The sequence below is a fragment of the Pseudomonas sp. 2835 genome (genome assembly GCF_050435905.1).
Taxonomy (GTDB): Bacteria; Pseudomonadota; Gammaproteobacteria; order Pseudomonadales; family Pseudomonadaceae; genus Aquipseudomonas.
The window spans coordinates 1-12,183 of record NZ_JBNDLE010000033.1; the positions used below are offsets into that span (position 1 = coordinate 1).

The window sequence follows — 12,183 nt, forward strand, 5'->3', positions numbered from 1 at the left end:
GCCGCTCTGGCCCGACTGATAGTTGGCACCGCCCATCTACCTCGCGAAGGTAGCCGTATGGCTTCATCGGCTCACCCTGGTGCTGGGCGGCTGGCGCATCAAGTAGGCCCTGCCAGAACTCAGCATGAGGCGATGGGTATGGATGGGCTTGGTACTGCAGCAGCTTCACCAGGCGCTCAACTTCATCGCGCGGCGCGCTGACCATCTGTTCGGTGTTGCTGGATCGGTTTTCTGTGGGCATGGGGATACCTCGCGCTGATACACTCGTGGAAAATCTTTAAGGGGACACAGTGATGGCTGTGGTTTCGACCGGGACGTCAGAGGTCAATACATTTGTTTATCTGTACAAATCTGCTCAAATTTCATTAGAGAGTGCTCGACAAAGTGAAATTGGGCAGTTCTATAATCTACTCAATGCATCAGTAATGTTATCTTTTGTTGTTGAAGCGTATGTGAATCATTTGGGGGTGATCAAAGGATATCCAGAGTGGGGAGAAAACTCAGATCGTACTCCGACGTGGAAGAAGTACGAAAAGCTAAGGTCCACCATTGGTTTGGGTGATACAGCCATTAGGGATGCATATCCACTAGTAACTGGGGTGATCGAATTCAGAAACACCATGGCCCATGGTCGTACTAAGACGCATGAGATAAATGAAGTTTCCGACAATGTCTTATGGCCAGGGTGCACAAAGATACGTACGGGATGGCAGAAATTTTTAGTTTTGGATAATGTTGAGGCGGTACACAATTCCGTGGTCGAATTGGTGGTAGAGCTCCATCAGGCAGCCGGTCTTGGCGACAAACCTTTTAGAAAATTTGAAAGTAGCTCAATGCGAATAACTTTTTCTAATGAGTGAGATGCTGACTTTCTGCTAAATCGCAGAAAGATGATCAAGCCGGGGTCTTTTCGTTGCGGCGTACCGGCCCACCCGCCGAAGCGGCGCCGCAAATGGACTGACAGATAATTCGCGGGCTCCCAACAGAGTTGATGCTTTTTCTCTTAACTATGGACATAAATTACTTTTCTTAAAGGACTTGGAAATGGCTGAAGATAAACCCCTTGCACACCGACAGGAGCTACAGAGGCAACAGCATCTGGAGAGCTCCGGACTCAACGTGAATACTGCTGACGATGCGATAAATTTTGCCGCAGACGAATTAAAGGCATGGACAAGAATTTACGAGCTGTGTTTAGAGTTAAGGAATTTCGAGATAACGCAGCTTGTACAGCGAAATAACTTTTTTATGATATTTCAAGGGGTGCTGTTCGCTGGGGTGTGCCAGTCCGCCGGTCAAATCCCAATAGTCAGCTTTGTTGTGTGTGCAGTTGGTTTAGTGGTTTCTCTATTGCAGGCGGGAATGGCTTCCGGAGCGAAGTATTGGCAGGCTCATTGGGAGGTAAACACCAGGCAGGCTGAAGTTGAATTGGTCAATATGATTAAAGCACACGGAAAGCTAAATAACAAGATTTCTGACTCGGAATTAAGTGTCGATCCAGTTGTTCAGTCAAGACTGAAGAGAAGAGATTTGCTTGTTCATCTTTTTAAGGAGAACTATAACAAGGATGAGATTAAAAAAAGTCTTGGGGCTCATCCGTTTAAAAGAAGGATAATTAATAAAATAATAATGCAGCAGTTTTCTGCCAGCAGGATACCAATATACGTAGGGCTGTTCTTGGCGTTTTTCTGGTTTGTTCTGCTTATATGTACGTTGCGCTTCGAAGCTTTAGATTTTAAAGTTTTTGATGTTATTGTAGGGTTCCAGGCTAAAAAGCCTGCCTAGCCATCCAACTTGGCTGCGTCGCTTAGTTGGTAAAGAAGTGCTAGGCGCTGGCGGGCAGCGCCAGATGTTCAGGCGGCTTTTGTTTCGACGGTCTGCGCTTCGGTCATGGCCCAGCCAGGCAGGATCGTCTTCACGCTGTCGCCCCTCATTGGCATCAATACGCCAACGAAGCGATCGATCAGGTCGAAAGCGTTGAAGCGCACGACGATTTGGGCGTTTTCGGCGCTTGCCTCCAGGTGCATCCCGCCGCCGCCGAAGCGCTTCTGGCCCGAGAGCATTACCCCGATCTTGTTGAACACCCCCAGGTACTCGCCGTTGATGCACGGGAACTGGCCTTCGAACGGCTGGCGCTTGGCGGGGATCACGCGCCGCCAGTTCGGGAACTGCCCGTCGACCAGTTCGGTGCGCTCTGTCAGGTGGGCGTGCTGACCGAACAGCTCAGGCTCCTCTGAGGTGTCGACCATGCTGGACAGCAGTGAGTACTTCTCGGCGATCCAGAGCACAGCCGGCGGCTCCAGATCTGGTCCTCGGCGAGCAATACAGGCCGACAGCAAGCGTTTCGAGACTGCGCCAACCAAGATAGAGGAGACACCAGGTGCGATCCAGCCGTCAGGGTCGTGGATGGCACCCATGAAGTGGCCGTTGGTGGCGACGATCACCACACCACCGGAGGCGTGGGCCTCGATGTGCACTGCGTTGAGGTAGTAGCGAACATCGTTTTGCGCAGCGCACTGGTAGATGGCTGCGAAGTACTTTGGGTTGACCCGGGCAAGATATGCCATGTCATTCTCCAGGGATTGGTCAATTCAGGATGTCGAGCTGCACGGCGTTACACTGTCGCTGGCCGTGCGGAAGGAGTTTTGGTTTGATGATCTGGTCGCCAGGGTCACGCTTTAGTTCGGCTTGACTGGCCAGCTCAAACTGGCGCGCTAGCTTTGGCGATATCTCAAAAGCTGGCGCGTCATGTTGTTGCAGTCGACGCGCTTGCTCTTCAGGCGAGGCAGCCAGGAACGACCGGTGCAGGTTCTGCAGCAGCTCCTGCAGCTGGGTGTAGCCGTGAGCTTTCATTGCTCCCGTCATTCCGGCTCTGGTCCCGGCAGCCATTTCCACAGCCAGCGTCTCGATGCCAAAGCGTTGGGCCTCGGCCTTCTTCCTGTCGCGGTAGTCCGCCGAGTGCTTGGCTGCCCCTGTCTTCTTCTCGGCCATTGCCGACACCTCTCAAGCCGCTGGGCGGCATGTTGATCCATTGCTGGCGCCGGCCATGCCGGACGCGGTTCATGCGCTTCACTTCAGCTTCCCACGCAAAGGGAAATCGATGCCTTGATCATTGATCAGTCGAACCAGGTATCCGTAGCTGATGCCAAGCTTCTGCACCACTTGGTTCCGGGTGGTGCCGGTACCGGCCAGGGCCTTGACCTGCTCGCCGTGCTTGGCGCGCTGCTCATCGCGCTTCTTCTTAGTCGCGGCCCGGGCTCTGCGCTCGGTGCTGCTGACCAGGAAGGTGATCAGGTGCGCCTTTGACAGCCGGAGAAGCCGGGCACGCTCGATGCCGCTGGCCTCAACGGCCTCGGTGAAGGTGTGGGTCTTGGCCAGGTTGCGTATCAGGTCGATCTCTGCACGGCTGCCAGTCTTCGGCGGGCCGCATTCCTCGACAACTGCATCAGCGGCAATCGGCCGGGTAGGGCGTGGCTCGAACGAAGGTCCGGGCAACTCCGTTGGCTTGCCGCCGCAGGCAAAGAACTGATCAATGCTGGCGCTGAGCTGGTCCAGCACCTGCTGGCGCTGATTGGGGATAGGATCGCCGATCATTGCCGCCCCACCAGCTTGCGTGTTGCAGCTGCCTCCAGAGCATCAACAAACCGCAGGGCCGCCTTGTAGGTGAAGCAGAAGCAGCGGGTCTTGCCAGTCTGCACATCGACGATATGCCACGCCTTGCCCTTGGCTACGGCCTTGTACCGCGGCTCAGTCGCTGGAGCGGGAAGGCCGATCTTGGCGTAGAAGTCAGCGGTGGCCAGGATGGTGCGTTCGCGCAGGGCGGCCAGGCCGTCCACGCGCTGCTGCATGGCTGGGTGCATGGTGAGCTCCTCGGGGTGGGTGTCAGGCGTGCAGGTCGAAGGATTCGGCCTTGCGGATGATTCGGACCTGGGCAATACGACGCTCAGGCACACGGCGGTCGCGGCGCATCGGGTCGGTGTCGCCCATGACAGCGTGCATAGCCATCAACCCGACCAGCAGGATGCACATCGGGCTGATGATCTGGCGCTTCATGGCCTCGGCGACCAAGGCGGCGCGGCGGTGAACGCCGAGCTTGAACATGGCTGCCTCAAGGCGCTTCTTCACGGTGCCGGGTGCGATGTTGATCAGCTGGGCAATCTCTTTCCCAGTCATGCCCTGGGCTGTTGCCAGGACGCATTCCAGTTCGCGTGGAGCAAGGCCACAACCGAGGTGGCCCTTCCATGTGCCGCTTATGATCGTTTCCATAATGTGTCCTCGGTGGGCTGCATTGGTGTGTGATCTGGCCGGCGCTGATCTCCGGCATTGGCGCCTAACTCGATATGCCTCAGTAGCTGCCAGACGAGGTGCGGTTTACGCATCAGCCTGCGCATTCAGATCACACGCCGATGCAGCCTGGTGATGGGGGAACCAGGTGATCGGGCAGTTAACGTCAGGGCTGACGTGGCGCTGGTTGTTACTGCTGGGTGCGCAACTCGCTGCGGGGCACCCAGGCGGTGCCGGTTTTAACCATGCAGCCGACGTAGGGCGCGAATCGAGTTTGGCGCTCTGTTTGATAGCCGTACCAGGCGCAGGAGGACCAGTTGAATGCGGCGCTGACGGCAACCACTGCCAGGCAGATACCCGCCGCGGCCACCAGTCCGACGCGCTTCTTCTTCAAGCGTCGATACCGAAGTCTTTAAGGCGCAGGCCCAGCTGGGTGCCGATCTCGGCCAGCACCTTCAGCTCTTCAGGGCTGATGCTGCCGTCGCCTTCGGCCACAGTGATCATGTTGACGAACACCTCTTCAGCATCGAGCGGGTTGTTCTTGATGTCCGCGATCTCGCGCATGATGTTCATGCGGCCCAAGCGGAAGCCGGCCTGCAGCTGCTCGGTGAACAGGTTCACCGTGGTGGTGATCTCCTGGCCGAAGTGCTCCAGGTTCTTGTTGGCGCGGATCTGGATGTCGATCTGCGCTGCCTCGTTCTTGCTGATCTCGCCATCAGCCGCGGCGACAAGCAGGCAACCACCGACGATGGCCTGCATCAGGTCGCGATTTTCCAGTTTCTTGACTGCGCGCTTGGCGCCGAACAGCTTCTTTCCGATACCGAACATGGGATGCTCCTCTGGTTGATTTCCCGTCTGACCCTCAAGGGAAGGCCAATCGGTGAAAGCTCCCGGCCTCGCTACTGGCGACAGGCCGGGGTACTGCGTCAGCGGTGCTGGCCAGTTACCCGCTGCTGATTGCAGGGCTGGCCGGTCTTCGTCGGTGTGGGCGTCGAGCTTCCTCCTCACGGCGTCAATCAGCATCTGTTCGCCATGGATCGCAGGTCCTTACAACATGCACGCTACAGCTCTGTGTGCCCTGATTGAGCGGGGCAGGGTGCATGAGGTCCGGCACCCCTCAATGCCGAAGCTCGGGGTGCTAATTCAGTATTCAGGTGTTTCCGCTCCCGCTTACCGAGGTCGATACGGCCAATCCCAGGGAGCCGCATGGCTATGTGGATTCGCTAACGCCTTTCCCGGCAGGAGCTTGAATCGGTCGAGTTGTGTAAAGAGCGGTGGCGGCTTTCGCTGCCTGGCCGGTGCGATCCGGCGATGAGCAAACAATACCGATGGCATTATTTGCAGTCAATACCAATGGCAATAATATTTTTTGAGCGCATAAAAAGCCCGCACGAGGCGGACAAAGAGGGATCGTTGAAATCAGTCTTCTTTGGGAACAACCCACGACACCAGCACGCCGCCGTCGTCACGATGAGTCAGGGTTACGTTGTCGGCCTCGTCGATGTCCATTAGGAGTTGGTCCCAATCTTCAGGCAGCTCATCCGAGGCCATATAGATAACAGCGCGCTTGGCGGTTTGAGCTGCAGTTGCATTAATAGTCCGCTAAATTCGCATCGCGAGAAGTTCGTACGACGTGGGCGCGGGCTTTTCCTGGGGCTTTGCTTTGGCCATGAGTACTATTCCGTAACTGTTTATCCATACAGTATTTTACTGATCGATAAATGGCAATACTGGATAGAGCACATTTGTACTCTTTTGGCAGGCAGGCATGAAAAAGCCCGCCAAGGCGGGCTGTGTTCCATGCAGGGAGCCGATCTCCCTAGAGGACTGATCTAGGCCATTTCGCGTCCACGACTCTGCCCACCACCGTCCAGGCATCATCCACCTCGACAGTGGGGAAGGCTGGATTTAAAGGCTTAAGGTAGGCTCTGCCCGAGTCCCAGATGAACTGTTTGAACGTCGCTTCGTTCGAATCTATTAGCTTAGCCACGCAGTACTGGCCGTTTTCAACGTCGAACCCAGGCGCGACCAGGATCACCATCCCTTCAATGAACGAGACGCCACCCTGTGAAGTCATCGATGGTCCTCGCACTTTCAGCCAGAAACCATTGGGCCCCGCCCAAGCGTCCGATGGATGCGTCTCGCACGCGGCGATGTTTGACAGTTCTAGAGCTTCCATTGCGATACCCGCTTGCACCCAGCTGATTTCCGGGTACTCGAAATACCGGATAGGACCTAACGCTGGCTCAACATTTGAGTCGAAGGACTCAGTAGTAGTCGTCAGCCCAGCGCCTTCAGCCATTTCTGCAATCTCTTTTGCAAGGCGAGGGCTGAATTCCGCAACGTCTACACCAAGGGTCCTGGCAAAGGCCGATGCAGCGGGAGCGTTCAGAGGGTTAACGCCATTTAAGTAATGGCTTACAGAGCTTTGATTCATGTCGAGCGCGTGCGCGAGCTTTTCCTGGGTGAGCCCTAGGTCGCGCTTTTTTGAATTAAAGATCGCCTTGAGCTTATCGCACTCGGCTTTACGGGCTGGGTCTAGGGCTTTCTTGGTCATCCGAGAATCGTATTCCTGCCGGTAATATTCACCAAATGCCATTGGCATTTACTTTGATAAATGCCATAGGTAATATCTGGTCATGAGAAACCGCGAGAGAAGTCCATGAACCGCATCCACATCAAGGAATTCGCCGCTAAGCACGGGCAGACCGAAGCGGCAGTTCTGCTTGGCATGACCCAAGGCGCCTTGAGCAAGGCAATTCGTGTAGGCCGCGACGTGTATGTCACCGAACACGAGGACGGAACCTGCACCGCAGAAGAAGTTCGGCCATTCCCGTCTCAGCACCGCCCCGGAACGAATCAAATTATCCATCCGCTGGCACACCGCCAGTAGTCGCTCCACGGATCTGTTGATCCATCCAGTACCCAAATCGCAGGCACAAAAAAGCCGGTGGCTAGACCGGCTTCTTCACAACTCAAAACGAGGTGCGATTATGCACACCGCATTCGATACAGGCAACACCCACCCTCCCGCGTCAGGTTTCGCAGTAGCGCCAAATCTGTCGCGTCAGGTGGCCAGGTCGAGAGGTGCCATGTGAGCACCATCGTGATGAGCGTGTGCTGGCCGCTGCAGGGGATGAGCCCTGCGCAAAAGGCAGTCCTGATTTCACTGGCTGACAATGCCAACGACGAAGGTGTCTGCTGGCCCTCAGTGGCTCGGATTGCTGAACGCACTTGCCTGTCGGAGCGTGCTGTCCGCAATGCATTGCGCTGGCTCGAAGAGGTCAAAATTCTCACTGCGCACATGCGGGCAGGGCGTTCCACCTGGTACACCGTCAGCCCATACAGTTACGACCCCGGCACTAAATGCCCCCCGGCACCAGATGCCGCCCAACCCCGGCAGGATATGCCCCCCACCCCGGCACCAGATGCCGCCCACCCCGGCACCTCCTGCCCCCAGAACCGTAAGGGAACCATCAAGGAACCGTCAGGAGTATCCGCGAGCCCCCGCGATGGTTCGAATCAAGTCCCGGTCGATCAGATCGTCGACCTGTTCAACGAGCTGCTGCCAGAGCTGCCTCGCGTCGTCCTGGTCAACAAGGATCGCAAAGCGAAGATCCAGGCTCGGTGGGCCGAGAGCCCTGTTCACCAGGATCTTGAATTCTGGCGTGACTTCTTCGGCATGGTCCAGGCCAGTGACTGGCTGATGGGCAAGGTAGGTGGCCGCGACAACAAGCCATTCCGGTGCAACTTCGACTGGCTCGTCGCTCCGACCAACTTCGTGAAAGTGGTAGAGGGAAATTACCATGCGTGATCCGTACAGCATCGAGGCTGAGCACGGCCTCCTGGGCGCGATGATGATTCGCCCCGAACTGATCGACACCCTGAGCGACGACCTCTCGCCTGAATCGTTCTACTTCGTCGAGAACGCTGAAGTGTTCCGCGGGATCATGGCCGTTCGAGCGACGGGCAAGGCCGTGGACTTCCTGACGGTCGGCGAGCAGATCGGCAACCTGCCCAATGGTGACCGGGCTCTGGCGTACTGTGCCGAGATCGTGGACAACACGCCGAGCGTGGCCAGTGCCAAGACCTATGCCGGCATCGTCCGGGAAAGGGCGATTGAGCGCGCCCTGTACAGCCTGGGCGAGCAGGCCATGGACATTGCCCAGGGCACTGAGGATGTCCAGGCGAAGATTGCCGCTGTTCAGGCCGCCGCCATGTCGATTGATTGCGGTGCTGGTGATGACGATATCGTCAAGGCCGGCGACGTCATGATCGACCAGCTCGATGTGTGGCAGGAACGGCACGACCGGCACGCGCGCGGCGAAACGCTGATCGGCATTTCCACCGGGCTGAAGGAACTGGACGACAAGATGGGCGGCCTGCAGCCGGACCACCTTTACATCGTCGCTGGGCGCCCAGGCATGGGCAAGACGACGCTGGCCATGGGGTTTATCGGCGAGGCCTCGATTCGCCAGAGCAAATCGTCCCTGGTCATCAGCTTGGAGATGAACAAGGGGCAGCTCATTGACCGCCTAGTCGCGTCCGAAGGCCGTATCCCGCTGACCCTGGTCAAGAACGGCACTGCGTGCCAGGACCACGGCACCGAGCTTGCTGTTGCGACCAAGGTCATTCAGTTCGCGCCGCTGTACATCGCCGACAAGGCCGGCTCTTCGATTGGCCGCATCCGCTCCATGGCCCGCCGGCACAAGATGCGTTACGGCCTGGACCTGCTGATGATCGACTACCTGCAGTTGGTCGAAGGTGACGGCGGCAACCGCACCGAAGAGGTCAGCAGCATCAGTCGCGGCTGCAAGCTGCTGGCAAAAGAGCTCGGCATTCCAGTGGTGCTGCTCAGCCAGCTCTCGCGCAAATGCGAGGAGCGCCCGAACAAGCGCCCGGTCGCGTCCGACCTGCGGGAATCAGGTGCTATCGAGCAGGACGCGGACGTGATCCTGTTCGTCTATCGCGACGAGGTTTACCACGAAAACACCGAGGCCAAGGGTATTGCTGAGATCATCATCGGCAAGGGCCGCGATATCGAAATGGGCACCGTTCGTACCGCCTTCCTCGGCCAGTACAACCGGTTTGAAAACTTGGCCGCCGGCTGGGCCCCTGCGCCGAAAGCGAGGCCGGAGAAGGTCACCAGCTTGGCCGGCCGTTACGCCAACAAGGACCGCTTCTGATGGGCGGTCCAACGCTGCTTCCTCCCGACCTCACTGAGTACCGCTGGGCCCTGTACTGCCGCAGCCACTTACTCGGCCTCTCTGACAAGCCTGAACCTCCTGTTGCCATTTACCGAGACGAGCAGGTCGCCCGAGCTCATGGCGGCAAGCTGTGGCCATCCACCTGGCTCGTTGTTGATCTTCACAAGGACGACCGCTCATGAAGCAATCCAAGTTGACCAAAGCCGCCCGCGGCCGGGAATGCCAGGTGCGCATTCCAGGTGTTTGCAACGGCGACCCTGAAACCACCGTGCTGGCCCATTACCGCATGTCCGGCACCTGTGGCGTCGGCATGAAACCGAACGACCTGCAAGGTGCTCATGCCTGTAGCGCCTGTCACGATGCATGCGACGGCCGTAGCAAGATTGTTGACCGTGTGACCGCGCGCCAGTACCACGCCGAAGGCGTGATGCGTACCCAGGATCTTCTGATCCGTGAAGGGGTGATTGCCGCATGAGCAAGACCCGCGCGGTGAAGTTCACTGACGCCGAAATCCGCCGGCAGGCCGCCGACCCCGCCGTGCATGACCTGCGCGACCCGCGTCACCCCGGCCTGTACCTGCGATTCGGCCAGGACCGGCAGCGCGGGTCGTGGTACCTGGTGAAGGGCAAGGCCTGGAACCAGATCGCCCGGTATCCCGAGTTGGGCGCCGCCGCGGTGCTGGCCGAACTGCCTGCGCTGCGTCAGCGCCTGCTGCGTGACCCGGATGCCGCCGTTGCACTGGGCGGCCTGGCCACCGTGGGCCAGCTGCTCGACTGGTACAGCGACCGCATGAGCCGCGACCGCTCGCTGTCGGCCAAACGCAAGACCGGCGCCAAGTCGGCCATTGCCTGCCACCTGAAACCACGGCTGGCCGATCTGCCGATTCGGGCCGTGTCGGCACCTGAGTTGGACAAGCTGTTGATGTGGCCCGCGCAGGAAGTGCTTTCTCTGTCCTACGTGCGCCAACTGTTCGGCCTGCTGGTCGTCGCGTTCCGCCAGGCTCATAAGCTGGGACTGATCGACACCAACCCCATGGCTGCGCTGAAGTTCGTCGACTTCACCAAGGCCCGGATCATGCCCAAGCCGGCCCGGCTGCGCGGCGTGCATCTGGTCGAACTGGTGCCCATGCTGGCCAGCCTATTCGACAGCGAGCCCGGCGAGGCCATGCTTGCGCTGATGATGCTGTGCCACGGCACCCGGGTGGGTGAGACCCGTCTGGCGCGCTGGTCCGATATCTCGATGGCCGACAACGAGTGGTTCATTCCCGCCGAGCACACCAAGACCCGCACCGAGCACCGGCTGCCGCTGACTGCCCAGACTAAGGCCATGCTGAGCCGGTACCGCGCCGCCCAGACCGCCCAGGGCTATGAGGGCATCTACCTGTTCCCGTCGCGGCGTGGCCGGGCCCTGAGCGAGGGTCAGGCCAGTGCCGTGTTCACTCGCCTGGGCCAGGGCGAGTGGACCAGCCATGACCTGCGCAAGGTAGCCCGCACTGCCTGGACTGACCTGGGCATCGACGGCCACATCGGAGAGATGCTGCTGAACCACTCGCTGGGCAAGATCGCCTCGACCTATATCAACACCCAGGCCCGGGAGCAGCGTCTGGCCGCGCTGGAGAAGTGGCACGCCTGGTTAGATGAACGCGGATTCAACGCGGTTCACAACCTGACAGGTGCCCAATATGAAGATTCGCAAAACCCTGTACAGCCCTTGAGCGACGTGGCCTGCAAGGTAATTCCGAAAATTGTTAATAGCGAGGTTTCAAAAGCATGATCAAGAGCCACGGACCGGCCTTTCGCAAGCAGGCAGTGGAGCTGGATCAGTGCCCGGCCTGCCACGGCAAAGCGGTGATCAAGGGCGTGTTCCATGACCTGGCCTGCGTGCAATGTAACGCCTCGGGCTGGGTGGTTGCCGCGACGGGGGAAGCGCTGCCGTTGGAAGACCTGGTCACGCAACTGAACCTGCGCCTGCAGGCCGCACAGCGACAGATCAACGAATTGAAACAACCTCGGGCCGTTGGGCCGGAGGCGATTTACCAGGACAACAACCGCCGCGGTGCCGGCGGTTCGAACAGAACATTGGATTGAGGGGAAGGACATGGGGATTTACAGAGACGTAATGAGCACGCTTGTTCGCGTGCTGGCTGCCGACAACATCGACAACTCGACCAAGCAGTACTGGCAGAACCTGATCGATGCGGACCTGCGCGCCGGTAGCTCTGCCGGCACCATCTCGGTCCGCGACAAGTTTGACTATGACTGCTGCCTGCACGCGCTGCTGCACCGTGAGCTGGCTCCGGCTCAATGGGATGTGTTGGTGGCTAAGTACTCGACGCACAAGGCCAACAAGGTTGCCGCAATTGGGCGCCTGATCAGTCGTATGAGCTCGCCTGCACCGCAACTGTTCATTTATAAGGCGGTGACCGCCTGGGCGATCCCCAGGCTGCGCGGGGTACAGGGTGCCAAGCGCTCCACCGACATGATTGTGCTTCCTGCTGAGTTCTACGACATGAACACTTGGGATGTGGACGGAAAGCCGGAGTCGACTCGCCGTCGGTGGAAGACCGGAATTGGAAAGTGCCTTGAGGTGTTTGAGGAGGCTGCAGTGGTGCATGCAACTGAGATCTTTGATCGGGAAGAAATATTCATTGATGCCGCTTGACCATGGTGGCGGTTTGATCGTAAATTAGACC

General features: G+C 58.4%; 19 protein-coding genes. 9 read left to right on the forward strand and 10 right to left on the reverse strand.

Annotation, left to right across the window (positions count from 1 at the left end; translation table 11 throughout):
* Window positions 1-241, reverse strand: a 241-nt coding sequence (locus ABIE20_RS26980) for a hypothetical protein (RefSeq protein WP_429508566.1), incomplete at its 3' end; no start/stop codon positions are given.
* A 52-nt stretch (window positions 242-293) separates the two neighbouring features.
* Between ABIE20_RS26980 and ABIE20_RS26985 the strand changes: the two genes are divergently transcribed.
* On the forward strand, window positions 294-860 hold the full coding sequence (locus ABIE20_RS26985) for a hypothetical protein (RefSeq protein WP_429508567.1): 567 nt from the start codon (window positions 294-296) through the stop codon (window positions 858-860).
* A 184-nt stretch (window positions 861-1,044) separates the two neighbouring features.
* On the forward strand, window positions 1,045-1,785 hold the full coding sequence (locus ABIE20_RS26990) for a hypothetical protein (RefSeq protein ID WP_429508568.1): 741 nt from the start codon (window positions 1,045-1,047) through the stop codon (window positions 1,783-1,785).
* A gap of 68 nt (window positions 1,786-1,853) precedes the next feature.
* Here ABIE20_RS26990 and ABIE20_RS26995 read toward each other — a convergent pair whose 3' ends face one another.
* From ABIE20_RS26995 to ABIE20_RS27035, 9 genes are all read right to left on the reverse strand, one after another.
* Window positions 1,854-2,567, reverse strand: coding sequence for a hypothetical protein (locus ABIE20_RS26995; protein WP_429508569.1), 714 nt, complete (start codon window positions 2,565-2,567; stop codon window positions 1,854-1,856).
* Window positions 2,568-2,586: 19 nt separating this feature from the next.
* Complete coding sequence (locus ABIE20_RS27000) at window positions 2,587-2,991, reverse strand: hypothetical protein (RefSeq protein WP_429508570.1); 405 nt, start codon at window positions 2,989-2,991, stop codon at window positions 2,587-2,589.
* Window positions 2,992-3,069: 78 nt separating this feature from the next.
* On the reverse strand, window positions 3,070-3,594 hold the full coding sequence (locus ABIE20_RS27005) for a hypothetical protein (RefSeq protein ID WP_429508571.1): 525 nt from the start codon (window positions 3,592-3,594) through the stop codon (window positions 3,070-3,072).
* Window positions 3,591-3,860: a hypothetical protein gene (locus tag ABIE20_RS27010; protein ID WP_195883523.1), complete on the reverse strand. Its 270-nt coding sequence runs from the start codon at window positions 3,858-3,860 to the stop codon at window positions 3,591-3,593. The genes ABIE20_RS27005 and ABIE20_RS27010 overlap by 4 nt, the downstream gene beginning before the upstream one ends.
* A 22-nt stretch (window positions 3,861-3,882) precedes the next feature.
* A complete protein-coding gene (locus ABIE20_RS27015; RefSeq protein WP_429508573.1) occupies window positions 3,883-4,266 on the reverse strand; it encodes a response regulator transcription factor in 384 nt (127 codons plus the stop codon).
* 208 nt (window positions 4,267-4,474) lie between these two features.
* The gene (locus tag ABIE20_RS27020) at window positions 4,475-4,678 is read right to left on the reverse strand and encodes a hypothetical protein (protein WP_429508575.1); all 204 of its coding nucleotides are present in this window, start codon (window positions 4,676-4,678) and stop codon (window positions 4,475-4,477) included.
* Window positions 4,675-5,112, reverse strand: coding sequence for a tellurite resistance TerB family protein (locus ABIE20_RS27025; RefSeq protein ID WP_128324889.1), 438 nt, complete (start codon window positions 5,110-5,112; stop codon window positions 4,675-4,677). Before ABIE20_RS27025 ends, ABIE20_RS27020 begins: the two co-directional genes overlap by 4 nt.
* Before the next feature lie 591 nt (window positions 5,113-5,703).
* Window positions 5,704-5,835, reverse strand: a complete 132-nt coding sequence (locus ABIE20_RS27030) for a DUF1654 domain-containing protein (protein ID WP_429508576.1) — start codon at window positions 5,833-5,835, stop codon at window positions 5,704-5,706.
* A gap of 268 nt (window positions 5,836-6,103) precedes the next feature.
* Window positions 6,104-6,883 carry a LexA family protein gene (locus ABIE20_RS27035; protein WP_429508577.1) on the reverse strand — a complete coding sequence of 260 codons (780 nt, stop codon included), beginning with the start codon at window positions 6,881-6,883 and terminating at the stop codon, window positions 6,104-6,106.
* A 63-nt stretch (window positions 6,884-6,946) separates the two neighbouring features.
* On the opposite strand from ABIE20_RS27035, the gene ABIE20_RS27040 reads away from it, so the two are divergent.
* From ABIE20_RS27040 to ABIE20_RS27070, 7 genes are all read left to right on the forward strand, one after another.
* Entirely contained in the window at window positions 6,947-7,177 is a 231-nt protein-coding gene (locus ABIE20_RS27040; RefSeq protein WP_429508579.1) for a Cro/CI family transcriptional regulator, read from the forward strand.
* Between the two features lie 201 nt (window positions 7,178-7,378).
* On the forward strand, window positions 7,379-8,098 hold the full coding sequence (locus tag ABIE20_RS27045) for a helix-turn-helix domain-containing protein (protein ID WP_429508581.1): 720 nt from the start codon (window positions 7,379-7,381) through the stop codon (window positions 8,096-8,098).
* Window positions 8,091-9,470 (forward strand): replicative DNA helicase, encoded by a 1,380-nt coding sequence (gene dnaB / locus ABIE20_RS27050; protein WP_429508583.1) that lies wholly within the window; start codon window positions 8,091-8,093, stop codon window positions 9,468-9,470. The genes ABIE20_RS27045 and dnaB overlap by 8 nt, the downstream gene beginning before the upstream one ends.
* 199 nt (window positions 9,471-9,669) lie before the next feature.
* Entirely contained in the window at window positions 9,670-9,966 is a 297-nt protein-coding gene (locus ABIE20_RS27055; protein WP_429508584.1) for a DUF1364 domain-containing protein, read from the forward strand.
* On the forward strand, window positions 9,963-11,264 hold the full coding sequence (locus tag ABIE20_RS27060) for a tyrosine-type recombinase/integrase (RefSeq protein ID WP_429508586.1): 1,302 nt from the start codon (window positions 9,963-9,965) through the stop codon (window positions 11,262-11,264). The genes ABIE20_RS27055 and ABIE20_RS27060 overlap by 4 nt, the downstream gene beginning before the upstream one ends.
* Complete coding sequence (locus ABIE20_RS27065) at window positions 11,261-11,578, forward strand: hypothetical protein (protein WP_429508587.1); 318 nt, start codon at window positions 11,261-11,263, stop codon at window positions 11,576-11,578. Before ABIE20_RS27060 ends, ABIE20_RS27065 begins: the two co-directional genes overlap by 4 nt.
* 10 nt (window positions 11,579-11,588) lie before the next feature.
* A complete protein-coding gene (locus tag ABIE20_RS27070; RefSeq protein ID WP_429508588.1) occupies window positions 11,589-12,152 on the forward strand; it encodes a hypothetical protein in 564 nt (187 codons plus the stop codon).
* The last annotated feature ends 31 nt before the right edge of the window (window positions 12,153-12,183 follow it).

Excerpts from the sequence above, each read along its gene's own strand:
- ABIE20_RS27070 (WP_429508588.1), top strand. The coding sequence starts at position 11,589 with ATGGGGATTTACAGAGACGTAATGAGCACGCTTGTTCGCGTGCTGGCT.
- ABIE20_RS26985 (WP_429508567.1), top strand. The coding sequence starts at position 294 with ATGGCTGTGGTTTCGACCGGGACGTCAGAGGTCAATACATTTGTTTAT.
- ABIE20_RS27060 (WP_429508586.1), top strand. The coding sequence starts at position 9,963 with ATGAGCAAGACCCGCGCGGTGAAGTTCACTGACGCCGAAATCCGCCGG.
- ABIE20_RS27025 (WP_128324889.1), bottom strand. The coding sequence starts at position 5,112 with ATGTTCGGTATCGGAAAGAAGCTGTTCGGCGCCAAGCGCGCAGTCAAG.
- ABIE20_RS26995 (WP_429508569.1), bottom strand. The coding sequence starts at position 2,567 with ATGGCATATCTTGCCCGGGTCAACCCAAAGTACTTCGCAGCCATCTAC.
- ABIE20_RS27055 (WP_429508584.1), top strand. The coding sequence starts at position 9,670 with ATGAAGCAATCCAAGTTGACCAAAGCCGCCCGCGGCCGGGAATGCCAG.
- ABIE20_RS27015 (WP_429508573.1), bottom strand. The coding sequence starts at position 4,266 with ATGGAAACGATCATAAGCGGCACATGGAAGGGCCACCTCGGTTGTGGC.
- dnaB (WP_429508583.1), top strand. The coding sequence starts at position 8,091 with ATGCGTGATCCGTACAGCATCGAGGCTGAGCACGGCCTCCTGGGCGCG.
- ABIE20_RS27040 (WP_429508579.1), top strand. The coding sequence starts at position 6,947 with ATGAACCGCATCCACATCAAGGAATTCGCCGCTAAGCACGGGCAGACC.
- ABIE20_RS27030 (WP_429508576.1), bottom strand. The coding sequence starts at position 5,835 with ATGGCCTCGGATGAGCTGCCTGAAGATTGGGACCAACTCCTAATGGAC.
- ABIE20_RS27035 (WP_429508577.1), bottom strand. The coding sequence starts at position 6,883 with ATGGCATTTGGTGAATATTACCGGCAGGAATACGATTCTCGGATGACC.
- ABIE20_RS27065 (WP_429508587.1), top strand. The coding sequence starts at position 11,261 with ATGATCAAGAGCCACGGACCGGCCTTTCGCAAGCAGGCAGTGGAGCTG.
- ABIE20_RS26990 (WP_429508568.1), top strand. The coding sequence starts at position 1,045 with ATGGCTGAAGATAAACCCCTTGCACACCGACAGGAGCTACAGAGGCAA.
- ABIE20_RS27005 (WP_429508571.1), bottom strand. The coding sequence starts at position 3,594 with ATGATCGGCGATCCTATCCCCAATCAGCGCCAGCAGGTGCTGGACCAG.
- ABIE20_RS27010 (WP_195883523.1), bottom strand. The coding sequence starts at position 3,860 with ATGCACCCAGCCATGCAGCAGCGCGTGGACGGCCTGGCCGCCCTGCGC.
- ABIE20_RS27000 (WP_429508570.1), bottom strand. The coding sequence starts at position 2,991 with ATGGCCGAGAAGAAGACAGGGGCAGCCAAGCACTCGGCGGACTACCGC.